Source organism: Enterococcus spodopteracolus, from assembly GCF_030441955.1.
Taxonomy (GTDB): domain Bacteria; phylum Bacillota; class Bacilli; order Lactobacillales; family Enterococcaceae; genus Enterococcus_B; species Enterococcus_B spodopteracolus.
The window spans coordinates 242,410-266,878 of record NZ_JARJHD010000001.1; the positions used below are offsets into that span (position 1 = coordinate 242,410).

Below are 24,469 nucleotides of genomic sequence, written 5' to 3' on the forward strand. Positions count from 1 at the left end.
GTTATCTCCTTTTACCATGTGATTTTGAATGCATCTGCATCCAGACCACCCTGAATATTCACATTATTAGGTTTCCCAACATTTGCAGCTAGGTTCCAATTAGTGGCACCCAAATCACCAATCCAATTCCATCCTACAGCAGCGTAGTATTGTTCAATAGTATTTCCTTCACCTATCCCTGGCGGTGAAGCAACATTATAAGCAGCTGTTGACTCGAATGCTGGATTAGCTAAATATGCGTAAAAATTCCCAACATTTGTTCTATTTGTAGGGTTAAAGCCATACGCATAAAATGCACCACTTTTGTCGTAACTAATCCTTGCGTCTCCAAAATAACCTGATGAGATCCACGTCCAATTCCCTGACATAATATGACTCAAACCCGGTTGCCCTGCAGCTGCATCGTTGTCCACTAATTGCTCACCATCAAAAACCTTGTACCCAGAAAAAATAGTACTGACAAAAAACAAAATAAAGAAAAGATTTTTTTCATGAGTGACTCCTTTACTTATTTATTTGTTCTCTTGAAGTATAAATCTAAGAAATAAAAAAACATATATTTTTTATTAATCATTATATTTGCATAATATTTAATGAATAATTTACTCTTCATCAACCTGTTTTTTTGTATAATTTAGCTCGGAAAATAAAATTTTATATTGTGTGAAAAAAATAAATATATTATATATAGCAAAAAAGATAAAAAAACATAAAATTAGGAGATTTAAGTGGATGATTTATTTAATAACTATAGAAATTTATTAATTTTATATTAAGAATAATGTGTATGTTTTTATACTATCTATTCTTAAATTAAATAATAATAAATTGAAATCTGTGAGATTCTAAATACGCTAAAAGCTTTTTTAATAGAATAGAGCATAAAGTTTAAAATAGATAATATTAGAAGGAGTATTCTACTTAAATAACGTAATAATCATTTTTAATTTTATATTAATACTTTCTAATTCATTTACATAAAAGTAGAATAAGTTAACAAAAATGAGCAGAAAATCTTTGAATGTTAAATAACTAATTATATATATTTATATTTATATAAATATATATAATTAACAAGTCATAGTTTATTCGAATAATTTATTATATTGGTGAAGATATCTTCTAAAATCGAAAATATAAACACACTTGGTAATGAATTATAATTGAAGATCAAGGAGAGAATAAAAAATGAAGGAAGTATTGATGGGGTTTACAATGCTGTTTGGTTTGATAGTTAGTGGAATGCATACTGAGGTTGCAGATGCAGCAATTCGAGCAATTGATCCTGAAAGTATTGTTATTTCGAAAGAAGATAACCAAAAAGCAATACAACAACTTGAAGAACAGGGGATTGATGTAGATAATCTACCTTTTTCAAAAGACAAGTTGACGACACAAAAACCAAAACCTGGCACATATATCATCGAAGGAGAAGATAAAAATTCAACAGATAATTTAAGTACAGAAGAGTTGTTACCAAAGGCTAAACTATATAGTATTAATGCAACAGGGTTCTCAGTTCAAATTTATAATCCTAGTTCAGGTAGTACTTCGTCAGCTAGTGGGATAAGATGCAACGAATTAGCACCTTTATTTACAATAGAGGACAATGGCATTGCGGGTATCCATGCAATAATGTCTTATAATCAGTTTTATTTTCTAGGTGATTATGTGCAAGATTATGGAACTGGTGTATGGGATGGAGGATATTACTATAGATACTTCAACATTTCTGATACAAAGTGGCAATGGTATAGAAGGTTATGGCTGAGTGTTGCTGATAAGAATGATTTGCTAAACTAAAAATAGACTGTTTGGGAAGAAGCCTCTTTCTATTTTTTGAAATGAAGAGAGAGTGATCAAATAGAATGAAGAAACGAATAATATCCATCCTGCTATTTCTATTACTAATGGCTGGCTGTAGTAGCGAAACAAATACAAGACAATTTGAAATGAGTGACAGCGTTCCGGAAACAAAAGAAAGCACTCAATCACAGGAAATAGCTGATTCAGACGATTTAACATTCGAGGAATATAAAACAGCCTTTCCTGGTCCGGGAAAACTCGATGAAGCATATCAGAAATTAAAAATAAAAAGCGATATTTCCCACGACCAGTTACACGATCTCTTGATTAAGTATTCCTGGAAACTGGAGGGAGGGGGTATTTTGATCTTCAATGAATCAGGTGAAGTACAGCGAATCAATCTGTCTGGGCTGATAGAGTATGCTGGAATATATTCAGTTAATCAAGATAACTTCTATTTAGAACCAGATCCAGCAAGTGTGAACTATGCAAATGTGATCAAAGATCATAAGTACAGAATCGAAGCAGATAGATTGTTTTTATTCAGCGAGGAAGTGAAAGAACATCAAGTCATTATGTATCCTATGAAAAAAATAATTCCATAAACCAGTATTTTTTGTGCTCAATCTATTTATAAGTCATTAAATAAATAAGCGATTTAAAGCATCGGTATTCTGCCGATGCTTTTTTGTCACAATTTTCTTCATTTTACCGACATATTAAACGTATTTAAATACGCAAAAATTTTGAGAGGAGAATCAAAATGAAGTATGTTGTAAAATCTGGAGATTCGTTAAGTAGGATTGGTGAAAAATTTGGGGTATCAGTTAGTCAATTACAACAATGGAATGGAATCAAAAATCCTGACTTTATTTTAGTTGGGCAAGAGCTGATGATCATGAAAGAGTTGAATGATACACTTACGCGAAAGATTACTAGGAGCCAACTTGAAGCAATTGGATGGAGTAATTTTTCAGAGCAGATAATCAACGATTTAAATCAGTGCATCAACGTGTATCGTATCACTGAACTTAATCCTTTACAGCATTTTATTAGCCAGTGTAATCACGAGTCAGGTTGTGGGAAATGGCGCATAGAACTTGCTTCTGGAGAAGCTTATGAAGGGCGTAGTGACCTTGGAAATGTTTTTAGTGGGGATGGTAGAAAATTCAAAGGGGCAGGGTTTATCAACTAACTGGTCGTTATAATTATACACAGTTTTCTTTATCAATCGCAGATCCAGAAGTTGTCAATCAAGGAGTAACTTATGTGGCTGAAAGATATCCTTGGTCAAGTGCTGGCTATTGGTGGGAGGCCAATGGGATGAATAATTTCTGTTTATTATCACCTACTGTTGAACAAGTGACATTTAAAGTAAATGGTGGATACAATGGATTGGCTTCACGTAAATCCTATTACGAAAAATGTTGCGAAGTGATCAGTTAAGAGGGAGATAATGTTTAGTAAAATGGGGATTTTTATACATTTATTTGAAACAGAAGAAGAATTGATCCATATCTTCTTTTTGTTGATTTTATTAGATTTATTCACTGGTTGGCTAAAAGCGAAAGTACAAAGAACTTGGTATTCTAATCTGAGCTGGCAAGGCCTATGGAAGAAGCTTAGTCATTTTGTTTTATTGATTTTGACTGGCGTTGTCGATATCGTTTTAGCAAAAAATAATGTTCAACTTGAATTCACGTTAGTTCAAGTATTTACAACATTTTTAGTACTGACGGAAATCGGAAGTATTTTAGAGAATATGGCAGAAACAAATCTAACAAAATATTTTCGTCAGATCATCGAATCGATTGAACAGAAATTAAAAAAAGGCAGCTAATATCCAAAAAATAGAAAAATAAAGAATAGATTCTATGTCACAGATTTATTCAACTTATCGACATATCCTTTCAAAAGAATGAATGGAGTGGCTAATGATGAGTTTTTGGATAAGCATAACAGAAAGAGTGGATTTGTATGTAATAGAACAAAATGGAGAGTTACTGGAAGCAATACTCAGAGATTTTTTTCCATATTTAAAAAAAAGTGCTAAAAATGCCCAAATTTCAGCAGAGAAATTGGGCGTATACATACCTTTTGAAGATTTTTATAGTACCTATCTGTTAGCTACATGGAAAGCGATTGAAGATTATCGACTGGAAAGAAAGAAGAAAGAGTTGAAGTTTAAAAATTTGTTTCTCTATCGCTTAGCAATTGCTGAGAAAGATGTATGGCGTCTTTACAAAAAAAGTTCAAACAATAAGAATGACAAAAATGGGATTACTTATGATGCTGGGCGTTGGCAATCTTTAGATCCTGGATTTATAGAGAGTCAGTCATCGGTGGAATTTGATTCAACTATCGATTTAAAAGAGATGGTTTGTAATTATCAAAAGCAAGAACCACTTGATGGGTTCTTCTTTTCATTGCTAGTTGAAGGGCTTACTTGTTCTGAAGCAGCGAAAATCATGTTTTCAGAAAAGGACTACCATCCGTCAGTGCGTAAAAGAGTGGAGAGAATGAAGAAACGCTTAAAAAAATATTTGCTTCAAGAAAAATATTTCCTGAATACTGTCACAAATTCTAAAAAATCTCAACATATCTAAGTGATTCGAATCAAAATAATGTTGAGGAGTGAAAAGAATGGATAAGAAAGCAAAACAAACACGTGATCCTTGGGTGTTAGAGGTACAGCAATGGTTGAATGAGACATATGGAAATGTAGCAGGCTTTGGTTCAGTACCGGAAGATGGTTATACTGGATGGAATACGATTTATGGATTGATTCGAGCGGTACAACATGAACTAGGAATTACGACATTAGTTGATAACTTCGGTGCTACCACTTCTGCTTTATGGGATAAAGAAGTGACCCCCAATCTAATCAACACATATGAAAGTAATTTTGTAAAGTTGATTGATGGTGCATTTCGTTGTAAAGGAATGGGAACTGGAAAGTTTAATACCATTTACACAACGGACAATGACAATGCAATAAAGCAGTTAAAAATTGCCGCAGGATTTGAATCAGTCAATAGTACATTAGATTCCACATGGGCTAAAGCCTTGTTTGATATGAGCGCTTTTGTTTTAGTACCAAGTGGAGATGCGACGATTCGCTCGATGCAACAAGGATTGAATCGAGAGTACTGGCAATATACGGGGATTTTGCCTTGTGATGGCGTTTATCAGCGTCAAACCAATACAGCATTGATTTATGGTCTTCAAGCAGAAATTGGTATGGATACAAATACAGCAAATGGTAATTATGGTCCTGGGACTGAAGCGGGTACCCCAGTACTAAATCAAGGAGACATCGGTCCATTTGTTCGAATTTTGCAATACGGTCTTTATGTGAACGGTTATAACAAACAAGGTGATTTTTCAGGAAACTTTACGTCATATATTGCGGAGCAAATTCTTGCTTTCCGACAGTTTATGGTATTGCCACCGTATAATCAAACGTCGGATTTAACCGTGATGAAAGGTTTACTAACATCAAACGGGAACACGAATCGTTCAGCAGAGGCCTTTGACACCTCGACAATTTTGACTAAAGAAACAGCGGAAGGTTTGAAATCACAAGGTTTTTCGATTGTTGGACGCTACTTGACAGGTACGGTTGGAACAGGAGCCGACGAACGTGATAAAAGTTTATCCTTTGAAGAGATAGAAGCAATTACACAAGTTGGCTTAGCCATTTTTCCTATCTACCAAGATGGCGGTTGGTATGAATCTTATTTCACGCAAGATCAAGGCCTAAAAGATGGAAAACTGGCGATTGAAGCAGCATATAACTTAGGTTTTCCCTTAGGAACAACCATTTATTTTGCATGTGATGTGGATATTCAAGACGGAAATATCCCCGGAACCGTCTTACCTTATTTTGCGGGAGTATGGTCAATTCTTTCATCAGACCAGACATATAATGTTGGCGTTTATGGTACTAGAAATGTTTGCCAGAAAATCATTGATGCGAGTTATACAACTCAAGCTTTTGTATCTAATATGTCCTCAGGCTTTAGTGGTAATTTAGGATTTCCTATGCCTAAACAATGGGCATTTGATCAGTTTATTGAACTGACCACAGCGGGAGTAGGTATCGATAAAGTTGCTGTGTCAGGTAGAGATCGAGGTATTTCATCTTTTTCTGTATCTCCAGAAGCAATTGCGAAAAGAGAGTTATTGAAGCTGTATAAAAATTTCGGTGTAGCAGAAACAGCATTTGAATTTGAACAAGAAGTACGTATAGAGCCAGCACCAAATTACGTGGTCTATTTGAAACCTCATATGGAGTGGTCTATTTCAGGAGAAGAATATGGGATTTCTGTATTAGTGAAGGATAAAAAAGTGGATATGTCTCCTTATTACAATGAAATCACTGATTCGATCGTGGAATACAGTGAGTATCTTAAAGGAGACACAAAAAGTTTTGAAGATGTCATCAACGAACTTGGACCAAAAGTAGATAATGGAGCGATTGCAGTTGGATTAGCAACGAAAGAAGGGTTAATAGGTACACGTATCTTGATGACCTTTGAGAAAGAGTTGAAGCACGGAGACCATGAAATTACATCCAAATTTCAATTAGAGATTGAGATTTACTTACGTCCGCTTGTTGATTCCCCCTTGCCAGATCCAGTTTATCAGGACGTCGTAGAACAGTTGAAGAATGGGACGTTTGAGTGGGATACTAAGCTAATTGTTGGGGTATTGGTATCAACCACAGCCGTTGTACTGCTTTATGCGTACGGTTCAGCTATCATAGGTGCTATAGGAGCAATTATTGTTGGTATTACTGGTTTTATTTCAACCGTTGTTGCTGCACTAGCAGTAATTGGTATCACTTTAATGGGGATATATTCTCATTTTATTGGAGCATAACAATCAGGAAACAAGATAAATCAAAGTTGAAAAGCACTTTGGTTTATCTTGTTAAACTGTAGTCATTAAACCAATAAACAGTGACAAGGAACCAAAAATAAATATCAAGTAAACTGAGTAGATCATTTTGCTTTGCCAGGACAGGATTTTTTGTTTCTCTTCTAAATTAGTGAAAAAATAAGTAAAATGATTCTTTTTTTTAGTAATGATTAAATATCCTGCTAAAATTGTTTTTTTTAAATATCGCCATTTTTGTAAAGCTACAAGACAAAAAATTATACCTAGGATAATAAATAGTATGGAGAAAGGTATGTTATTCTCGGTTATAAAAAAAATTGACAAAATACAAGAAATTAATGAGAAAAGTATAAAACGATTACTTTTTCTAAGAATCGGAATATATTCATTTGCTTCAGCTGTACTGAAACTCAGAATATTACGTTTAATTACTGTCTTTTTGAACACTTCTATCTTAGTGTTTATGTAGCTTAAGAATACTAATGTAATTAACATAAGTAATAGAAAAAAATAACTGGTCATAACCAAGAAATTATGCATGCTGTTTCTCCTCTTTTATAAATATGTAAAGCTTCTTGAATAACTTTCTGCATAGTGCCTTACAGGGGAAATTTACTTAATCATTCTTACAAATCAAAAATTTTAGAACAAAGAATACAATTTACAATTATAATTGCTGAAAAAGCTCCTAGGTATGCGAGTACAAGCATGACTCTTTGCCTAGAAAGAATCTTTTGTTGCTCTTCTGGTTCTGTAAAAAAATAGATAGAATATAGTTTTTTCTGTAGGTTACTAGGTAACCTTGAGAGATTGTTCTTTTAAAGTATCGCCATTTGTCTAGAGATAAGTGTAAGCAGAGTACAGCAAATAAGGCGCCGCCTAAAGTTAAGTAATATTTGTTATTTATCAAAAATATGCCAGCTATGATACAAGAAGTTAAGCCAGTAAAAACAAATAGATTACTTCTTTTCGTAATCAAATAATACTCTTTTGTGTATTCAATATCTGGTAATAAGTATTTATTCTCGAAGATTTGTTTACGATATTTTTCCATTTTCAAAACAAAAAAAGCCAATGAGAATAAAAATATATAGAGAAGAGAGAGAAAAAAGTAAGCAACTATTACTAAAAAATTATCCATGTAATAACTCCATTCTTACGGATTAGTCAAAAATCTAACATAAAAAATGCTATCAGCTATAATTAACAGATAGAAACATTATCATCTATAAGTATACGCAATGAATGGATAGATAAAACGCAATCAGTTAAAACAACTTTTTATAATGAGAGTTATTTTAACTGGCTATCATAAAGAAAAAGCTACCCTCTAATTTTAAAGGATAGCTTTATTCATTGATTATTTGTCTGTTTGTTCACCAATTTGGTGGGCTTTTTGTTTTTCAGTTTCCCGTACGATATAGACTGGGCGTTTTTTCGTTTCCAGGAAGATTTTCCCGATATATTTCCCAATGATGCCAAGACAAAGGAGTTGGATTCCGCCGATGAATAGGACGATTGAGACGAGTGAAGGCCAGCCGGATGTTGGATCACCAAATAATAACGCACGTAAAATAATAAATAAGATGGCGATTCCTGAACCGATACATGATAATGCGCCAACAAATGAGGCGATGTTCAATGGCGTGTCAGAAAAATTGACGATCCCATCGATTGAATAGTTGAATAATTTCCAAAATGACCAAGACGTTTCACCGGCAACGCGTTCACGATTTTCAAATGAGAGATACTCTGTTTTGAATCCTACCCAACTGAATAGTCCTTTTGAAAAGCGATTGTATTCCGCTAATTCTAAGACCGCATCCACCATTTGGCGAGTCATCATGCGATAATCTCTTGCACCGTCAACCATTTCAGTATCACTGATTTTATTGATCAATTGGTAAAATTTCTTCGCAAAGAAACTACGGATAGCTGGTTCACCTTCACGAGTAGAACGGCGTGTACCGATACAATCGATATCGGAGTTGATGACTTTATCAATCATCACTGGTAATAATTCAGGCGGATCTTGTAAATCGACGTCCATGACAGTGACAAGGTCTCCTGTAGAGGCTTGCAGGCCGGCATATAGTGCGGCTTCTTTTCCGAAATTTCGTGAAAAAGCGACAAAACGAACGGATTCATGTACATTCGCTAATTTTTTGATGGCAGCCAAGGTACCATCACTGGACCCATCATCGATAAAAAGATACTCGAACTCGTAATCGCCACGAAATTTTTCGACTTCATCAAAAAAAAGTGGGACAGTTTTTTCTTCATTAAAACAAGGGATGACAATTGATATTTTCATGTTTTCGTTCCTTTCAAGCATGTTTTTTTCATATAACCTATATATATAAAAGTATGCTTAAATAACAAAAATAAAAGATGTTATAAGCGCCTTATTCAGTGTACCATCTCTATGGCATTAAATAAACTTTTAGGTTGCTTTTTTTTCTTGAATCATAGATGATAAATAAAATAAGTGAGGAGGAAGGCGGACAAAAATGAAAATTGAAACACCAATCGGTCCTTTGTGGCTTGATGCCGATCAAAAAGGATTAACAGCTGTCTCTTTTGAACGGATTTTTGAAAATGAAGAAGCCAATGCTCAGATTTTATCCTTGGCAAAACAACAGCTGGAAGAGTATTTTTCAGGTGAAAGACACGTTTTCGATGTACCTTTATCTTTCCAAAGAGGAACAGCCTTTCAACAAAAGGTTTGGCGAGTGCTCACAAGAATCCCTTATGGACAAAGTCGCACATATAAACAAGTGGCACAGGCAATCGGGCAACCAAAGGCAGCTCGTGCGATTGGTCAAGCCAATCGTTTGAATCCTCTACCAATCGTTATTCCTTGTCACCGAGTGATTGGACAAAATGGACAATTGACTGGGTATATGGGGAAAGCTGAAAATGGGTTAGTGATCAAACGGCAACTATTAGTGCTTGAAAATATTTTAGCTCATTAGGCTGTACTACCAGATAACAGCATAAATAAGCACCAACACCTCGAAATAGAAATTCTTTCCGAGCTGTTGGTGCTTATTTTTACTTATAGTTTGATCAACCAAATAAAGAATAAAGCCATGATCGTTTGTAAAAGTCCCACAGTCAATCCATACGTCAAGAATCGCTTTCCTTCTTTCATGAACTTTGCAAAATCCAAACGTAAGCCAATTGCAGCTAATGCAGTGACCTCAAACCAACCACTAATAAAACTAGCGCTTTGATCAATCACATGGGGAATGGTGAAGAAGCTGTTGATTAAACACACGATCAAGAAGCCTAAAACGTACCAAGGAAGTGGCATTTTTCGTTTGTGGTTTTTTGGCGTATACGTAGACGAGACGGCCGGCTGTTTTTTTGTCATAAATTTTTCAAAGAGGAAGACCACGACCACAAGCATCATGATCCGCATGATTTTAAACAGCATCGCAAATTGCACGACAGAAGCATCTAATAGACTTGCTCCAGCAACAACTTGTCCAACGGATTGTAAAGTACCACCTATCAGCGCACTTTTTTCGATCAGTTGATCACCAAACAGTTGGAGACCTAAAAAGGGAAGTGTCAACATCATCACTGTTCCTAAAAGATTGACCAAGGTAATGACTTGGCCCTTTTCTTCTTCATCTGCATGGATCACTGGAGCAATCGAAGCAATGGCTGAAGAACCGCAAATGGCGTTGCCACCTGCCATCATCAAGGAAAATGTATCGCTGAACAATAGTTTTTTCCCGATAAAATAGGCACCAAGGATCGTGACAGTCATTTGAAGTAACACGAAAGTTACACCTTTGATACCAATCTGTGCAATCGTTTGGATCGTCACAGTTGCACCAAGCAAGAAAACGGAACATTCTAATAGTTTACTTTCGGCAAATTTGGTACCCACCGCCAGCTCAGGTTGCTTAAACAATGTGTTTCCTAAGACGATGCCAAGTAAAATCGCAATCGTTCCTGCACCGAGTTGTGGGACAAAGGGTCCCAGTAACCGACTAATGACTGCGACGGAAAAGGCGAGTAGTAGTCCGGGTAAAATTTTTCGGCCACCAAATTTTTTCAGCGTTTTTATATAAGTGAATAAAGCATTCATCTGATTCTTTCCTTTCATTTAAGAAAAAGTTTTTCTAAAATATAGTATCATTTATTTGTTTCTTCGTGAATACAAAAAAACTTCTGCCTTTTTACTAAATGAAAAAGACAGAAGGTGAAGTCTATTCTATCAATCCCTTTGAAAGGTGATGTTTATGTTGACTGTGTTCTTTAATCAAGTAGATGGCATAGTGTCCTAAGACGTAAGCAATCATGCCACAGGCAATCAAACACTCGATAACTTTCAATCCATCTAAGATCCCTGTAGCAAACCCTAATTGATGGAAATAAGCAGTGGCAGTAGAGATTGCTGTAGCAGAGATCACCAATGGGAAAGTAAAGGCTGCAAAGCTTGGATAAAAATCAAGCAATAACAGACGTGGTAACATGGCTAAAACGACAAAGTAAAGTACTTGCGAAACAAGGAACAACGTCATGACTAAGGCCAAATTTGGGTCTTCAAAGTTTTTTAAGTACCCTGTCAGGCATAAAGAACCAGGTGCTGCAAGAATCGCAATCAATGGTAAGGTTGGTTGCGCCATATTTTTGACAAAGAAAATTCGATGGATGATGATTGGTAGTAGTACGACATAACAAGCTAACGAAAGCCAGAAGAAGATCTTTCCAAGGATCGGAGAAAAGTTTCCAGCAGTTACTGTGATGACACCAAAACCAACATACACGATAAACCAGCTTGGAAAAATTGCTTCTATTGACAAGTCTGCTTTAACTACATGATGGTAATTAAAGTACAGAACCAAGATGATTTGGAAGATCACTGCGGCTAACCAAATCAATTTGACGATTGGCGTAATTGATTTGAAAGAAACAAAATACGTACAGATGACCATCAAAGACATCGTAAAGGTCGGCGAGACGGAAGCGACGATTGGATCATATAGATGTTGCTTCGTGTGTTCAAATAAAAGGATCAGTTTGCCGATGATCAACAGCATCAAAAGCATACCGATCGCGCCTACAAAATTCCCTACATGTGTCAAATGATAGTCTTTTAAAAGATTCCCTAAAGAAGTCAACCCAAGGATCAACCCACAAATCGGGATCGGAACAATCTTCAAGAAATGCTTCATACATTACTCTCCTTTTTCATTGATAATAAAGGACAGACTCGTTGCAACGATAAGTAGCCAACGATGAAAACTGCTTGTTACGAAGAATAGTAAAGTTTTTCAATGGGAAAAAACAAATCGCATGGATGCTTCTCCTTATCGTTGCAGTAAGCTGTCTGGAAGGCTGTGAGGTGTGTGTAACTGAAGGTCCACAACCTGTTCCTTACACTTTTCATTATAGAGTCTTTTTGATATATTTAAATCAAATAGTTATTATAGTTACTATAAAAAAAGATAATGGAAGTGGTTAGATGTTTAAATTATTAACAACCTTTCGTGTCGTTTATGAAACAAGAAATTTTTCGCGAACCGCTGAATTACTCTATTTGTCTCAACCTGCGGTGTCCAATCAAATCAAACAATTGGAGCGGGATCTTGGGGTGGAACTTTTCCAGCGTAATGGACGACAAGAGATGAAACCGACAAAACAAGCGGATTTGCTTTATGAACGAACATTGGTTTTATTGGAAGAATGGGAAACAACACAACAACAATTAGCGGATGAAAAAAATGAAGAAGAAGTGTGCCGGATCGTCGCTTCCCATACATTTGCTGTGTATTTATTGCCTCAATTGATGAAAGAGTTGATCGTGCGTTTTCCTAAAATCAAGTTTTCGATTGCTTTTGCGAATTCCCATGAGAGTTTGGAGCAAGTGGCAAAACATGAAGCTGATTTTGGTTTTATCGAAAAACCTTTAGAAACAACCGGCGTACAACGCTTTTCTTTACTTGAAGATGCGTTGGTTGTTGCAGGTGATCCTAAGAGTGAGCTATGGCTAGTCAGGGAATCTTCTTCAGGTGTGTTCCATTACACGCAACGTTATTTTGAAGAAAAGAATATCCAAGGGAAGAAAATGCTTGTAAAAAGTAATGAAGTCATTGTGGCGATGTTGATAGAAGGAATCGGACGATCCATATTATCCAAACGAGCAGTACCAAAAGGGATACACGTTGAACCTTTAGCTGAATCTCGTCAGTTCTATTTGATCCAACGGACCCATTTGACCTCTGAACGGTTATTAGAAGTAGGAAACGAGATCTTGGATTTCTACAAAAAGGAAAAGAAAAATTGAAAAATATCAGACGGAATCAATGGAACTTCTCCCTTGAATAAGCGTTTTTTTCGTTTTTATCTTAAGAAAGGATAAAGAGAAATGAATAAGATTAATTTTTCGCAAATCTCATTTGCTTTGGCTTTCATTTATAGAAGGAGACAGCTATAATATAGGGCAGTATGGTTTTTAGGAAAAGGGATGAAAAATGGAAAAAAAAATAAAAACTTCGAATGATAACCGCATTGATTACGGAGTCATTCTACCAGTATTTTTATTATGTTTGATTGGGATTTTATCCTTATACGTTGCATTGACACATGATCCAAACGGTCCTTCTGTGACAAGAGGTGTCGGGATGCAGATCATTTGGTACCTTGTGGGAGCAGTAGCGATTGCAATTGTCATGCGGATCAATTCAAAATGGATCTGGAAATTGACACCGTATCTCTATGGACTAGGATTGCTTGTCATGGGGTTGCTCTTACGATTTTACGACCAAAATCTGGCGGCAAGTACCGGTTCAAAAAACTGGTTCCGTTTTGGAAGTGTCACATTTCAACCAGCCGAGCTGATGAAGATCGCTTATATTTTGATGCTGGCGTTGATCGTAACGAAGCACAATACGCAAGTCAAAGTTCGCACAATCAAATCTGATTTTTGGCTGATTGCAAAGATGTTGATCATTTCGATTCCTGTGATTGCGTTAGTTATGGCGCAAAAAGACTTTGGGACGATGCTCGTCTTTCTGGCGATCTTTGGTGGCGTCTTTTTGATGTCAGGGATTTCTTGGAAAATCATTGGCCCGATCTTTGCTTTAGCATTTATTGTGGGGGCAGGAACGATTTTCCTTGTGACCACAGAATCAGGAAGAGAATTCCTATATACTGTTGGATTCAAATCTTACCAATTTGCCCGAATCGATTCTTGGCTGGATCCATTTCATGATACGTCGGGCTTTAGTTTCCAACCTGCCCAAGGGATTTTAGCAATCGGAACAGGTGGGATGTTCGGAAAAGGCTTTAACGTCAGCAACATTTACGTGCCAGTCCGAGAATCAGATATGATATTCACTGTCATCGGCGAGAATTTTGGATTTATTGGTGGCGCATTTGTCATTTTCTTGTATTTTGTATTGATTTATCGTATGATACGTGTCTGCTTCGATACGAACAATGAGTTTTATGCCTATATCGCAAGTGGATTGATCATGATGCTCTTATTCCATGTCTTTGAAAATATTGGCGCAAATATCGGTTTACTTCCATTAACGGGTATTCCATTGCCGTTTATCAGTCAAGGAGGTTCATCGATCTTAGGGAATATGATTGGGATCGGATTGATCTTATCTATGCGTTATCAAAACGAAGCACCGGTAAAAAATTCTAGGAGGTAACGCAAGTTGTTTACTTTTTATGAGTACCCAAAGTGTTCTACTTGTCGAAAAGCCAAGGCTTGGCTCGACAATCATCAAGTAACGTATCAAGCGGTCGACATGGTCAAAGATACGCCTACGTCAGAAACGATCGAATCATGGTTGAAGCATTCCGATGTGCCGCTTCGACGTGTCTTTAACACAAGCGGGATGAAGTACCGTGAACTTGGTCTAAAAGACCAAATCGATGAATTATCCCTCACAGAAGCAAGTCAGCTGTTATCTACGGACGGCATGTTGATCAAACGTCCATTGATCGTCAAAGACAATCAACTGGTCACAATCGGTTTTAATGAAAAAATATACGAAGGAGCATTTAATTAAAATGGCTGGGAAACACTTAAAGAAGAAAGATAACCTTTGGATTTTATTTAATGGAAAAGAATACTGTGTAGGTTTGACAAAAGAAGCGCAAGAAGATCTAGGTGAGATCACGTTTGCCAACTTACCAAAAATCGGTAAAGCGTATCAAGCAGGCGATGCACTAGTTGAAGTAGAAGCAGAAAAAGCAGTCACTGAATTTGCAAGTCCATTATCTGGAACAGTCTCATCTGTGAATGAAAAAATCAGTGAGAATATCGCTGTTTTGAACGATGAAGATGAAATGACTGCGTGGTTATTGAGTTTTAAAGATGTCGATGCAGCAGAATTCGACGCGCTTTAAGAAACACGATGTTCAAATAAACGTTTGACACCGATTCTTGTAACTGCTATAATCATAAACAATCATATTGAAAGCTTTGATAAGAAGAGTACATGTCACAGATGTTTCAAGAGAGCCCGGTTTGCTGTGAAAGGGTAACGGAAATGAGATGGAAGATGGTCTTAGAGCAGAGTGAGTGAGCGCAAGCAAACTGACTACGGGAGTGCCCGTTATAGCACAGCAGTATGCGACTAGCGTCAAGTACTGAACGAGGTTGTTATTGTGAAATAGCAGCGAATCAAGGTGGTCACACGGAAGTCTAAACTTTCGTCCTTTTGCTAAACGCAAAGGACGAAAGTTTTTTTGTTGTCTAAGAGAAAATAAGTAAAGAAAGATGTGAACGATATGTCATTGATCCAATTGACGAATGTCAAGAAAACATTTGGCGGGAAACATGGGACGATCCACGCTATCAACGACGTTTCACTACAAGTGGAACAAGGCGACATTTACGGCATCGTCGGTTATTCCGGTGCTGGTAAGAGTACGTTAGTTCGTTTGTTGAACGGCTTGGAATTACCTACAGATGGTCAAGTAATTGTCAACGACCAAGACATTACTAAATTAAAAAATAAAGAATTACGCGTTTTTCGTAAAAAAATCGGTATGATTTTTCAACATTTCAATCTATTGTGGTCACGTACCGTACTAGAAAATATCCAGTTCCCTTTGGAATTAGCCGGTGTACCGAAACAACAACGGAAAGAAAGAGCAGAAGAATTGCTCCGTTTAGTCGGTTTGGAAGGACGAGGACAAGCTTATCCGTCCCAATTATCCGGTGGACAAAAGCAAAGAGTCGGGATTGCTCGTGCGTTAGCCAATGAGCCAGAAATCCTCCTTTGCGATGAAGCGACAAGTGCATTGGACCCACAAACGACAGAAGAGGTCTTAGATTTATTATTAGCAATCAATAAAAAATTGAACTTGACGATTGTTTTGATCACTCATGAAATGAACGTTATTCGTAAAATCTGTAACAAAGTGGCAGTGATGGAGCGTGGGCAAGTCGTAGAAGAAGGCGATGCGTTGACCGTTTTCCGTCATCCGCAACAAGAAGTCACAAAACGCTTCGTCCAACAAGACATCGAACCAGAAGCTGAATCCACTGAATTATTGGCAGAGTTGATCAAAGAAAATCCAGATGGTCGCTTAGTGACGTTGACCTTCAACGAAACGAATGCCAATGAACCAGTGATTTCTCAAGCCATTCGTCGGTACAATGTCGATATCAATGTCGTATATGGGAAAATCAAGCAAACCAAAGAAGGCTCGTTTGGTTCGCTGACTACCTTGATGATCGGAGAGGAAAACGAATTGGACCAAGCAGAAAACTTCATCAAAGAGCAAGGCGTCGGAGTGGAGGTGATCCATCATGGATAAAAGCTTCACAGAAACCTACCTTGATTTCAGCCAAATCAACATGGAGACAATGCAACAAGCCATCATGGACACGTTATACATGACGTTGATCTCCATGGTCTTAGTAACCATCATCGGTTTGATCCTTGGTTTGATCCTTTACTCGATTGGTCGCAAAAACAAACCGTACGCGCGGATCATTTACGGTATCGTTTCGATCATTAGTAATATTTTCCGATCGACACCATTCATGATCTTGATGGTCTTGATCATTCCCTTTACCAAAGCAATCGTAGGAACGATGTTAGGCGCACAAGCAGCGATTCCAGCTCTCGTGTTGTCCGCTGCTCCTTTTTACGCTCGACTTGTAGAAATCGCGTTTCGCGAAGTCAGTCCTGGGGTCTTAGAAGCCGCAGATGCGATGGGCGCGAGCTATTGGGAAATCATTTGGAAAGTCTTGATCCCTGAAAGTGTCCCAGCCTTGATCTCAGGTTTGACTGTAACGACGATCTCGATGATCGGTTTTACTGCCATGGCAGGAGCAATCGGTGCCGGTGGTCTAGGTGGCTTGGCTTGGCAAGAAGGCTACCAACGTGGTAATTTAACAGTGACTTTTGTCGCTACCTTGATTATTTTAGTCATCGTATTTATTGTTCAAGGAATCGGGGATTTCTTAACGAAGAAAACAGATAAAAGATAGTAGGAAATAGGAGGATATAGGATATGAAAAAGAAAATTTTTGGATTTGCAGCAACGCTTTTACTGACAGTTGGATTAGCCGCATGTGGAAACGGCGGAAGCAGTAGTGACTCATCAAACGCATCAGACGATACAACCTTGAAAATCGGCGCATCACCAACACCACATGCGGAAATCTTAGAACATGTGAAGCCGCTTTTGAAAGACGAAGGCATTGATTTGGAAATCGTCAAATTTGACGACTATGTCTTGCCAAATCAAGCATTATCAGAAGGCGACATTGATGCGAACTATTTCCAACACATCCCTTACTTGAACAAAGAAATTGACGAAAAAGGCTATGATTTTGTCAATGCCGGTGCTGTCCACATCGAACCAATGGGCTTGTATTCAAAAAAAATCAAAGACATTTCTGAATTAGAAGATGGCGCAACGATCATTACTTCAAATTCAGAATCTGACTGGGGACGGATCATCACGATCTTGAAAGCCGCTGGTTTAGTGACAGTCAAAGACGGCGTTGATTTAGAAACAGCCACATTTGATGATATCGATGAAAATCCTAAAAACTTGAAATTCAATCATACGATCGATCCAGCATTATTGGCTTCCACCTACCAAAATGATGAAGGTGATCTAGTAGCTATCAACGCGAACTTTGCTTACGGCGCTGGATTGAATCCATTAGAAGAGGCGGTATTACTAGAAAAAGATAACTCACCATATGTCAACATCATTGCGACACGTAAAGGTGACGAAGACAGCGACAAGATCAAAAAATTGATCGAAGTCTTGCATCAAGAAGATGTTCGTCAATGGATCGAAGAACAATGGGAAGGCTCCGTGAAATCTGTTGATGCGGATGCAAAATAAAACCTGTAAAGTCTGGGAATGATTCCCAGACTTTTTTTGAGAAAAAACGAACAAAAACTATTTTATTTAGTTTATAAAGATTATCAATTGAAAATGATGTTTTATTTGCAATAAATCAAAATTATGACATTTTTAACTGGTCGGGGCGTTGCGCTTCATTCTCAATTAGTCTAAAATAAGTGAGAACGAATCAGAATATGGAGGGGAACTACATGTCTGTCTTAGAAATAAAAAACCTACATGTGTCGATTGAGGACAAGAAAATCCTTAAAGGCGTGAATTTAACAATGAAAACAGGGGAAATCCATGCCATCATGGGACCAAACGGAACAGGTAAATCGACCTTGTCTGCTGCAATTATGGGAAATCCGAATTACGAAGTAACTGAAGGAGAAATCCTTTTTGATGGGCAAAATGTGTTAGAGCTAGAAGTAGATGAACGTGCACGTTTAGGTCTGTTTTTAGCCATGCAATACCCAAGTGAGATTCCAGGGATCACAAATGCCGAATTTATGCGTGCAGCGATCAATGCGACACGTCCGGAAGATGACAAGATTTCTGTCATGTCATTCTTGAAAAAGTTAGATGAAAAGATGGCACTTTTGAACATGCCAGAAGAAATGGCTGAACGTTATTTGAACGAAGGCTTTTCTGGTGGAGAGAAAAAACGTAATGAGATCTTACAACTCTTGATGTTAGAACCAACGTTTGCGATTTTAGATGAAATCGATTCTGGTTTAGATATCGATGCACTGAAAGTCGTGGCAAAAGGCGTGAACGAAATGCGTGGCGACAGCTTTGGTGCCTTGATCATCACTCATTACCAACGCTTGTTAAACTACATCACACCTGACGTCGTCCACATCATGATGGAAGGTCGTGTCGTGATGACTGGCAGTGCAGATCTAGCAAAACGCCTAGAAGCCGAAGGATATGCTGGCATCAGTAAAGAATTAGGAATCGACTACAAAGAAGAAGAAGCGTAAGGAGGAGCACATCTATGAAAGACATTAAATGGCTCGATCATCTTGACGCTGTTACAGATTTTTCATTCAGTAAAGGTGAACCGGAATGGATGACGACGCTTCGTCAAGAGGCGCTGAAAAAAGCAGATGAACTACCATTGCCCCATATCGAACGTGTGAAATTCCACCGTTGGCCATTGTTTTCAATCAATGAGTTAACTGATCAGACACCTGAATCTGGAAATGTTGCGGCATTTGATGCGATGAAAGACAATCCATTAGTCGTGCAACAAGGTACCTTGACTGTCTTTGAGCAATTATCCGCAGACCTTGCAGAACAAGGAGTAATCTTTACAGATCTATTTACTGCAATGCAAGAATACCCTGAATTAGTCCAAGAATATTACATGACGAAAGCGGTTGAAATGGACGAAGACCAATTGACTGCGCTTCATGCGGCATTCATGAATAGTGGCTTGTTCTTATATGTACCAAAAAACGTAGTCATTAAAGAACCGATCGAATCCCTGTTTATCCAAGAAGGAGCATTTTCGCAACACTTCTTTAAACACGTCTTGATCGTCGCAGATGAACACAGTGAATTCTCTTACTTGGAACGATTCCAAACAACTGGAGAAGAATTACAAAAAGTCTCTGGGAATATCATTGTTGAAGTCATCGCCAAAGCCGGTGCTAAAGTCAAATATGCAGCAGTCGATCAATTAGGCGAAAATGTCACAGCATATATGAACCGTCGTGGACATATCTTACGGGATGCTTTTGTGGACTGGGCAATCGGAGTGATGAACGATGGGAATATCGTCGCTGATTTTGATTCAGATCTTGTCGGTGAAGGCGGACATGCGGAAGTCAAGATCGTGGCAATCAGTTCAGGAAAACAAACCCAAGGAATCGATACCCGGGTGACAAATAAAGCCCCGCATACAATCGGACATATCTTGCAACATGGCGTGATCCGCGAACGTGGTACGTTGACATTCAACGGTATCGGACACATCTTGAAAAAAGCTAAAGGTGCCGATGCCCAACAAGAAAGCCGTGTCTTGATGCTTTCAGATAAAGCCAGAGGCGATGCCAATCCGATCCTCTTGATCGATGAACACGAAGTTACAGCAGGACATGCCGCAAGTGTTGGACGTGTCGATCCGGAAGAAATGTATTATTTGATGAGTCGAGGCTTACGAAAAGAAGAAGCAGAACGTTTAGTCATTCGTGGCTTCTTAGGGTCTGTCTTAACTGCGATCCCAGTTGAAGCGGTGCGCAAAGAACTAGTGGCAGTTATTGAAGGGAAGTTAAATGTATGATTTCTCCAGAAAAAATCCGTCAAGATTTCCCGATCTTATTTCAGGAAGTCAATGACGAACCCCTGGTGTATTTAGACAATGCAGCGACTACGCAAAAACCCAAACAAGTGTTAGCGACTATGACGCATTATTATTCCGCAAACAATGCCAACGTCCATCGAGGCGTGCATACGTTAGCCGAGCGAGCAACCCATGATTACGAAGCTGCCAGAGAAAAAGTTCGTCGTTTTTTAAATGCCCAAGAGACCGCCGAGATCCTTTTCACTCGTGGAACGACCACAAGCTTGAATTGGGTAGCGCAAAGCTATGGCGATGCCTTTGTCAAAGCCGGTGATGAAATCGTGATCTCTTATATGGAGCATCATTCGAACATCATCCCTTGGCAACAGTTGGCAAAACGAACTGGCGCTACTTTGAAATACATCGAATTGACCGAAGAAGGCTTCCTTGATCTAGAACATGCTACTTCGATCATTACGGAAAAAACCAAGATCGTGTCGGTCGCCCATGCTTCTAATGTATTAGGTGTCATCAATCCGATCCAAGAGTTGGCAGCAATTGTTCATGAAAAAGGCGGTATTTTAGTGGTGGATGGTGCACAATCTGCCCCACACATCAAAATCGATGTCCAATCACTAGACTGTGATTTCTTTGCCTTTAGCGGACATAAGATGTGCGCAACGACCGGAACAGGTGTATTATATGGAAAACGGAAATGGTTGGAACAAATGGAACCCGTTGAATTCGGTGGAGAAATGATCGACTTTGTTGGCCTACAAGACAGCACATGGAAAGAACCTCCCTGGAAATTCGAAGCAGGCACACCAAACATTGCCGGTGTGATTGCACTCGGCGCTGCCATCGATTATCTTGAATCGATTGGTCTAGCAGGCATTCATCAATATGAAGAAGAACTTGTTGGTTATGTCATACCAAAACTCCAAGCAATCGAAGGCTTGACGATCTATGGACCAAAAGACCCAGCGCATCGTACAGGTGTGATTTCCTTTAATTTAGAGAATCTACATCCCCATGATGTAGCGACAGCCCTTGATATGGAAGGCGTCGCCGTTCGTGCCGGTCATCATTGTGCCCAACCATTATTGAAGTATCTAGGGGTTGCTGCGACAGCTCGTGCCAGCTTTTACATTTATAACACAAAAGCAGATGCCGATCGTTTCGTCCAAGCAATTCTCGCAACAAAGGAGTTTTTCCAACATGGCGCTATCTAAATTAGATAATCTTTACCGTCACGTGATCTTGGACCATTCATCCCATCCACATCATCGTGGCACGTTGACGGAATCAACGAATAAGATTGAAATGAACAACCCCACCTGTGGGGATGTCATTGAATTACAAGTCGAGATCAAAGACGGCAAAATCAATAATATCGCCTTTGACGGCAGTGGTTGCTCCATCAGCACAGCCAGTGCCTCAATGATGACCGATGCTGTCATCGGCAAAACAATTGCAGAAGCAGAGCAATTGACGGACGACTTTTTACTACTGGTCCAAGGAAAAGAAGTCGCAGAGCTTGAATCACTAGGGGACGCTGCCATGTTAAGTGGTGTCGCAAAATTCCCCGCGCGCATCAAATGCGCAACACTTGCCTGGAAAGCACTAGGCAAGGCAATGGAAGAAGACGGTACTGCAACCGTCCATCATGAGCACAAGGAAAAGGAGTGAGCAAATGGGCGTACCAGAATTAGAAGAATATAAATTTGGCTTCCACGACGACGTGGAACCCGTTTTTAGTACAGGAGAAGGCTTGACCGAAGAAGTCGTTCGGGAAATGTCACGAATCAAAGAAGAACCAGAATGGATGTTGGAGTTTCGTTTGAAATCTCTGGAAGCATTCAACAAAATGCCTATGCAAGACTGGGGACCAGACTTATCTGACATTGATTTCAATGCCATCAAATATTACCAAAAACCAAGTGACCGACCTGCTCGCGATTGGGATGACGTACCAGAAAAAATCAAAGAAACCTTTGAACGAATCGGTATTCCAGAAGCCGAACGTGCTTATTTAGCCGGCGCTTCTGCCCAATACGAATCAGAAGTCGTATACCACAATATGAAAGATGAATTCGAAAAACTCGGCATCGTCTTTACCGACACAGATTCTGCATTGAAAGAGTATCCTGAACTATTCAAAGAATACTTTGCAAAACTCGTGCCACCAACAGATAACAAACTAGCCGCACTAAACTCAGCCGTTTGGTCTGGGGGGACGTTTATCTATGTACCAAAAGGCGTCAAAGTCGATGTTCCATTACAAACCTACTTCCGAATCAACGCCGAAAACACCGGCCAATTCGAACGTACGTTGATCATCGTGGACGAAGGCGCCAGCATCCACTATGTCGAAGGCTGTACGGCACCGACTTATTCAAGTAACAGCCTACACGCAGCTATCGTGGAAATCTTTACCCGTAAAGACGGCTACTGCCGCTATACAACGATTCAAAACTGGTCAGACAACGTCTATAACCTCGTAACCAAACGAGCAAAAGCCTACGAAGGCGCAACTGTTGAATGGATTGACGGCAACTTAGGAGCCAAAACAACCATGAAATACCCAAGTGTCTACTTAGACGGACGAGGCGCACGAGGTACCATGCTATCCATCGCATTTGCCGGAGCCAACCAAATCCAAGACACAGGCGCAAAAATGATCCACAATGCACCAAACACTTCAAGCTCGATCGTCTCAAAATCAATTTCAAAAGACGGCGGTGAAGTAAACTATCGTGGCCAAGTCACCTTTGGAAAAGACAGTGCCGGCTCGATCTCTCATATCGAATGCGATACCATCATCATGGACGAATGGTCCAAATCTGATACCATCCCATTCAACGAGATCCACAACAGCCAAGTCTCGTTGGAACACGAAGCAAAAGTCTCCAAAATCTCAGAAGAACAACTCTACTACCTCATGAGCCGCGGCTTGACCGAATCCGAAGCCACAGAAATGATCGTCATGGGCTTCGTCGAACCATTCACAAAAGAACTACCGATGGAATATGCGGTAGAGTTGAATCGGTTGATAAGTTATGAGATGGAAGGGTCAGTTGGTTAAGTAAATAATTATGCGGTCTCTTTTTCAATAAGAACTGCTGATGCGTTCAATCAAGTAAAAGAGTGTGGGACAATCATCAGAAAATATCGGATGATTGTCCCATTTTTTTTCTTTTTTTAAATTTAAGGAACGAAAATTTTTTTAACTCATGATAAAGTTGAGAAAGAATGATATCGTTAAGGTCAGTTAAATATATGAGATAATAGTTATCCTGGAAATATTAAAAGGTTTATTCTTTTTATCAAAAAACTGATGCAGAACCTTGTGTATGAGAGTTTAAGCAACTCGTCAAGGAACGTTTGGGAATCAGTCGTTGTTGATGTCGTAATGGGATACTGTTACGTATCAAGTGAGTATTCTTGGTGACAAGAAGAAAGCCAGTGTAAAAGCATTGGAACGCAAAGAACGTGTGCAAAGTGTGACCAAATGTAAGGTAGCGAACTTGTCGGGACGACAATAGAAAGCTAAGTTGATAAGACTTAGCCTCTCCGTGAAGAGATTTGCTAAGAGATTGGCATTTCACACTGATGGAACCATCCAAAGAAGTCCTTCGCCGTGAAGTGATTAGAAATAATCTATAAGACAAGAAACGCGTGAGAGTAGCAGAAGGCGGTATATGTTGATACTAATCATAATCAAAATATACCGAATGCCCCTGTGGAATTTGTAGGCTGTCATGCCTGACCACATCTCGTAAAGCTACAATATGCCAGCGGTCGCTCCGTCTGGTACGGTATTGTAGAATGTGTGACTGAACAACATTGCAATCGCATGGCGTAGAGAGAGACACTCCGCATAGTTTTTTGGTAAAGGGCGTAAGCCTTTTTCTTTTGCATTTTTTTCTATTCAAAAGAACAATTACAAAGAGTTGCACGATTATGATATCAAAACTATATTTTATGAGATTTTTCGTTTTTCGATTTGTATATTTGGTAAGCTTTACGTAGAATGCGCTTTCTTTGCAAAGGTCGATAGTGATACGATTTATATCTTGGAAGTAGCGAAACGTTCTCTAAAACGGTAAAAATCATTAC

24 protein-coding genes and 1 other annotated feature are annotated in these 24,469 nt (G+C 38.7%); of the genes, 20 read left to right on the forward strand and 4 right to left on the reverse strand.

Features of this window, described 5'->3' with window-relative positions; genetic code table 11:
- Positions 1 to 11 precede the first annotated feature (11 nt).
- Positions 12 to 368, reverse strand: coding sequence for a hypothetical protein (locus P3R27_RS01120; protein ID WP_126134316.1), 357 nt, complete (start codon positions 366 to 368; stop codon positions 12 to 14).
- A gap of 820 nt (positions 369 to 1,188) precedes the next feature.
- Between P3R27_RS01120 and P3R27_RS01125 the strand changes: the two genes are divergently transcribed.
- From P3R27_RS01125 to P3R27_RS01155, 7 genes are all read left to right on the forward strand, one after another.
- Positions 1,189 to 1,803: a hypothetical protein gene (locus tag P3R27_RS01125; RefSeq protein ID WP_023520262.1), complete on the forward strand. Its 615-nt coding sequence runs from the start codon at positions 1,189 to 1,191 to the stop codon at positions 1,801 to 1,803.
- A gap of 65 nt (positions 1,804 to 1,868) precedes the next feature.
- Positions 1,869 to 2,411: a hypothetical protein gene (locus tag P3R27_RS01130; protein ID WP_034686858.1), complete on the forward strand. Its 543-nt coding sequence runs from the start codon at positions 1,869 to 1,871 to the stop codon at positions 2,409 to 2,411.
- 158 nt (positions 2,412 to 2,569) lie between these two features.
- A complete protein-coding gene (locus P3R27_RS01135; protein ID WP_241234776.1) occupies positions 2,570 to 3,001 on the forward strand; it encodes a LysM peptidoglycan-binding domain-containing protein in 432 nt (143 codons plus the stop codon).
- Positions 3,002 to 3,075: 74 nt separating this feature from the next.
- Complete coding sequence (locus P3R27_RS01140) at positions 3,076 to 3,252, forward strand: hypothetical protein (RefSeq protein WP_241234775.1); 177 nt, start codon at positions 3,076 to 3,078, stop codon at positions 3,250 to 3,252.
- A gap of 10 nt (positions 3,253 to 3,262) precedes the next feature.
- Positions 3,263 to 3,646: a phage holin family protein gene (locus P3R27_RS01145; RefSeq protein ID WP_010734620.1), complete on the forward strand. Its 384-nt coding sequence runs from the start codon at positions 3,263 to 3,265 to the stop codon at positions 3,644 to 3,646.
- Positions 3,647 to 3,743: 97 nt separating this feature from the next.
- Positions 3,744 to 4,412, forward strand: coding sequence for a BacL2 family protein (gene bacL2 / locus P3R27_RS01150; RefSeq protein ID WP_126134315.1), 669 nt, complete (start codon positions 3,744 to 3,746; stop codon positions 4,410 to 4,412).
- 37 nt (positions 4,413 to 4,449) lie between these two features.
- Positions 4,450 to 6,690 carry a glycoside hydrolase domain-containing protein gene (locus tag P3R27_RS01155; RefSeq protein WP_284592110.1) on the forward strand — a complete coding sequence of 747 codons (2,241 nt, stop codon included), beginning with the start codon at positions 4,450 to 4,452 and terminating at the stop codon, positions 6,688 to 6,690.
- 1,378 nt (positions 6,691 to 8,068) lie between these two features.
- On the opposite strand, the gene P3R27_RS01160 is transcribed toward P3R27_RS01155, so the two are convergent.
- Entirely contained in the window at positions 8,069 to 9,022 is a 954-nt protein-coding gene (locus P3R27_RS01160; protein ID WP_034686848.1) for a glycosyltransferase family 2 protein, read from the reverse strand.
- 196 nt (positions 9,023 to 9,218) lie between these two features.
- Here P3R27_RS01160 and P3R27_RS01165 point away from each other — a divergent pair, with 196 nt between their 5' ends.
- Positions 9,219 to 9,683, forward strand: a complete 465-nt coding sequence (locus tag P3R27_RS01165; RefSeq protein ID WP_126134313.1) for a methylated-DNA--[protein]-cysteine S-methyltransferase — start codon at positions 9,219 to 9,221, stop codon at positions 9,681 to 9,683.
- An 83-nt stretch (positions 9,684 to 9,766) separates the two neighbouring features.
- On the opposite strand, the gene P3R27_RS01170 is transcribed toward P3R27_RS01165, so the two are convergent.
- Both P3R27_RS01170 and P3R27_RS01175 read right to left on the reverse strand, forming a co-directional pair.
- Positions 9,767 to 10,810 carry a YeiH family protein gene (locus P3R27_RS01170; RefSeq protein WP_034686845.1) on the reverse strand — a complete coding sequence of 348 codons (1,044 nt, stop codon included), beginning with the start codon at positions 10,808 to 10,810 and terminating at the stop codon, positions 9,767 to 9,769.
- 121 nt (positions 10,811 to 10,931) lie between these two features.
- On the reverse strand, positions 10,932 to 11,900 hold the full coding sequence (locus P3R27_RS01175) for a TDT family transporter (RefSeq protein WP_126134312.1): 969 nt from the start codon (positions 11,898 to 11,900) through the stop codon (positions 10,932 to 10,934).
- Between the two features lie 290 nt (positions 11,901 to 12,190).
- On the opposite strand from P3R27_RS01175, the gene P3R27_RS01180 reads away from it, so the two are divergent.
- The 12 genes from P3R27_RS01180 to sufB all read left to right on the forward strand — a co-directional run bounded on the left by P3R27_RS01180 (position 12,191) and on the right by sufB (position 23,435).
- On the forward strand, positions 12,191 to 13,012 hold the full coding sequence (locus tag P3R27_RS01180; protein WP_034686840.1) for a LysR family transcriptional regulator: 822 nt from the start codon (positions 12,191 to 12,193) through the stop codon (positions 13,010 to 13,012).
- Positions 13,013 to 13,199: 187 nt separating this feature from the next.
- Positions 13,200 to 14,387, forward strand: coding sequence for an FtsW/RodA/SpoVE family cell cycle protein (locus P3R27_RS01185; RefSeq protein ID WP_010734630.1), 1,188 nt, complete (start codon positions 13,200 to 13,202; stop codon positions 14,385 to 14,387).
- 6 nt (positions 14,388 to 14,393) lie between these two features.
- The gene (locus tag P3R27_RS01190) at positions 14,394 to 14,750 is read left to right on the forward strand and encodes an arsenate reductase family protein (RefSeq protein ID WP_126134311.1); all 357 of its coding nucleotides are present in this window, start codon (positions 14,394 to 14,396) and stop codon (positions 14,748 to 14,750) included.
- Between the two features lies 1 nt (position 14,751).
- Positions 14,752 to 15,090 (forward strand): glycine cleavage system H family protein, encoded by a 339-nt coding sequence (locus tag P3R27_RS01195; protein ID WP_010734632.1) that lies wholly within the window; start codon positions 14,752 to 14,754, stop codon positions 15,088 to 15,090.
- A gap of 67 nt (positions 15,091 to 15,157) precedes the next feature.
- Positions 15,158 to 15,407: a binding site (T-box leader), on the forward strand.
- Between the two features lie 67 nt (positions 15,408 to 15,474).
- On the forward strand, positions 15,475 to 16,509 hold the full coding sequence (locus tag P3R27_RS01200) for a methionine ABC transporter ATP-binding protein (RefSeq protein WP_034686838.1): 1,035 nt from the start codon (positions 15,475 to 15,477) through the stop codon (positions 16,507 to 16,509).
- On the forward strand, positions 16,502 to 17,188 hold the full coding sequence (locus P3R27_RS01205) for a methionine ABC transporter permease (protein ID WP_010734634.1): 687 nt from the start codon (positions 16,502 to 16,504) through the stop codon (positions 17,186 to 17,188). Before P3R27_RS01200 ends, P3R27_RS01205 begins: the two co-directional genes overlap by 8 nt.
- A 23-nt stretch (positions 17,189 to 17,211) precedes the next feature.
- Positions 17,212 to 18,060, forward strand: coding sequence for a MetQ/NlpA family ABC transporter substrate-binding protein (locus P3R27_RS01210; RefSeq protein ID WP_126134310.1), 849 nt, complete (start codon positions 17,212 to 17,214; stop codon positions 18,058 to 18,060).
- 212 nt (positions 18,061 to 18,272) lie between these two features.
- The gene (sufC, locus tag P3R27_RS01215) at positions 18,273 to 19,046 is read left to right on the forward strand and encodes a Fe-S cluster assembly ATPase SufC (RefSeq protein ID WP_010734636.1); all 774 of its coding nucleotides are present in this window, start codon (positions 18,273 to 18,275) and stop codon (positions 19,044 to 19,046) included.
- 14 nt (positions 19,047 to 19,060) lie between these two features.
- The gene (gene sufD / locus P3R27_RS01220; protein ID WP_019724375.1) at positions 19,061 to 20,350 is read left to right on the forward strand and encodes a Fe-S cluster assembly protein SufD; all 1,290 of its coding nucleotides are present in this window, start codon (positions 19,061 to 19,063) and stop codon (positions 20,348 to 20,350) included.
- Positions 20,347 to 21,582 carry a cysteine desulfurase gene (locus P3R27_RS01225; RefSeq protein WP_126134309.1) on the forward strand — a complete coding sequence of 412 codons (1,236 nt, stop codon included), beginning with the start codon at positions 20,347 to 20,349 and terminating at the stop codon, positions 21,580 to 21,582. Before sufD ends, P3R27_RS01225 begins: the two co-directional genes overlap by 4 nt.
- Positions 21,569 to 22,039 carry a Fe-S cluster assembly sulfur transfer protein SufU gene (gene sufU / locus P3R27_RS01230; protein ID WP_010734639.1) on the forward strand — a complete coding sequence of 157 codons (471 nt, stop codon included), beginning with the start codon at positions 21,569 to 21,571 and terminating at the stop codon, positions 22,037 to 22,039. Before P3R27_RS01225 ends, sufU begins: the two co-directional genes overlap by 14 nt.
- 4 nt (positions 22,040 to 22,043) lie before the next feature.
- On the forward strand, positions 22,044 to 23,435 hold the full coding sequence (gene sufB / locus P3R27_RS01235) for a Fe-S cluster assembly protein SufB (RefSeq protein WP_034686829.1): 1,392 nt from the start codon (positions 22,044 to 22,046) through the stop codon (positions 23,433 to 23,435).
- Positions 23,436 to 24,469: the final 1,034 nt, after the last annotated feature.

Bases quoted from the DNA above. Each gene is read 5' to 3' on its own strand.
- P3R27_RS01185 (WP_010734630.1), top strand. From the start codon at position 13,200: ATGGAAAAAAAAATAAAAACTTCGAATGATAACCGCATTGATTACGGA.
- P3R27_RS01195 (WP_010734632.1), top strand. From the start codon at position 14,752: ATGGCTGGGAAACACTTAAAGAAGAAAGATAACCTTTGGATTTTATTT.
- P3R27_RS01210 (WP_126134310.1), top strand. From the start codon at position 17,212: ATGAAAAAGAAAATTTTTGGATTTGCAGCAACGCTTTTACTGACAGTT.
- P3R27_RS01125 (WP_023520262.1), top strand. From the start codon at position 1,189: ATGAAGGAAGTATTGATGGGGTTTACAATGCTGTTTGGTTTGATAGTT.
- P3R27_RS01180 (WP_034686840.1), top strand. From the start codon at position 12,191: ATGTTTAAATTATTAACAACCTTTCGTGTCGTTTATGAAACAAGAAAT.
- P3R27_RS01165 (WP_126134313.1), top strand. From the start codon at position 9,219: ATGAAAATTGAAACACCAATCGGTCCTTTGTGGCTTGATGCCGATCAA.
- P3R27_RS01170 (WP_034686845.1), bottom strand. From the start codon at position 10,810: ATGAATGCTTTATTCACTTATATAAAAACGCTGAAAAAATTTGGTGGC.
- P3R27_RS01130 (WP_034686858.1), top strand. From the start codon at position 1,869: ATGAAGAAACGAATAATATCCATCCTGCTATTTCTATTACTAATGGCT.
- sufC (WP_010734636.1), top strand. From the start codon at position 18,273: ATGTCTGTCTTAGAAATAAAAAACCTACATGTGTCGATTGAGGACAAG.
- sufU (WP_010734639.1), top strand. From the start codon at position 21,569: ATGGCGCTATCTAAATTAGATAATCTTTACCGTCACGTGATCTTGGAC.
- bacL2 (WP_126134315.1), top strand. From the start codon at position 3,744: ATGAGTTTTTGGATAAGCATAACAGAAAGAGTGGATTTGTATGTAATA.
- P3R27_RS01200 (WP_034686838.1), top strand. From the start codon at position 15,475: ATGTCATTGATCCAATTGACGAATGTCAAGAAAACATTTGGCGGGAAA.
- sufD (WP_019724375.1), top strand. From the start codon at position 19,061: ATGAAAGACATTAAATGGCTCGATCATCTTGACGCTGTTACAGATTTT.
- P3R27_RS01205 (WP_010734634.1), top strand. From the start codon at position 16,502: ATGGATAAAAGCTTCACAGAAACCTACCTTGATTTCAGCCAAATCAAC.
- P3R27_RS01145 (WP_010734620.1), top strand. From the start codon at position 3,263: ATGTTTAGTAAAATGGGGATTTTTATACATTTATTTGAAACAGAAGAA.
- P3R27_RS01120 (WP_126134316.1), bottom strand. From the start codon at position 368: ATGTCAGGGAATTGGACGTGGATCTCATCAGGTTATTTTGGAGACGCA.
- P3R27_RS01155 (WP_284592110.1), top strand. From the start codon at position 4,450: ATGGATAAGAAAGCAAAACAAACACGTGATCCTTGGGTGTTAGAGGTA.
- P3R27_RS01225 (WP_126134309.1), top strand. From the start codon at position 20,347: ATGATTTCTCCAGAAAAAATCCGTCAAGATTTCCCGATCTTATTTCAG.
- sufB (WP_034686829.1), top strand. From the start codon at position 22,044: ATGGGCGTACCAGAATTAGAAGAATATAAATTTGGCTTCCACGACGAC.
- P3R27_RS01160 (WP_034686848.1), bottom strand. From the start codon at position 9,022: ATGAAAATATCAATTGTCATCCCTTGTTTTAATGAAGAAAAAACTGTC.
- P3R27_RS01175 (WP_126134312.1), bottom strand. From the start codon at position 11,900: ATGAAGCATTTCTTGAAGATTGTTCCGATCCCGATTTGTGGGTTGATC.
- P3R27_RS01135 (WP_241234776.1), top strand. From the start codon at position 2,570: ATGAAGTATGTTGTAAAATCTGGAGATTCGTTAAGTAGGATTGGTGAA.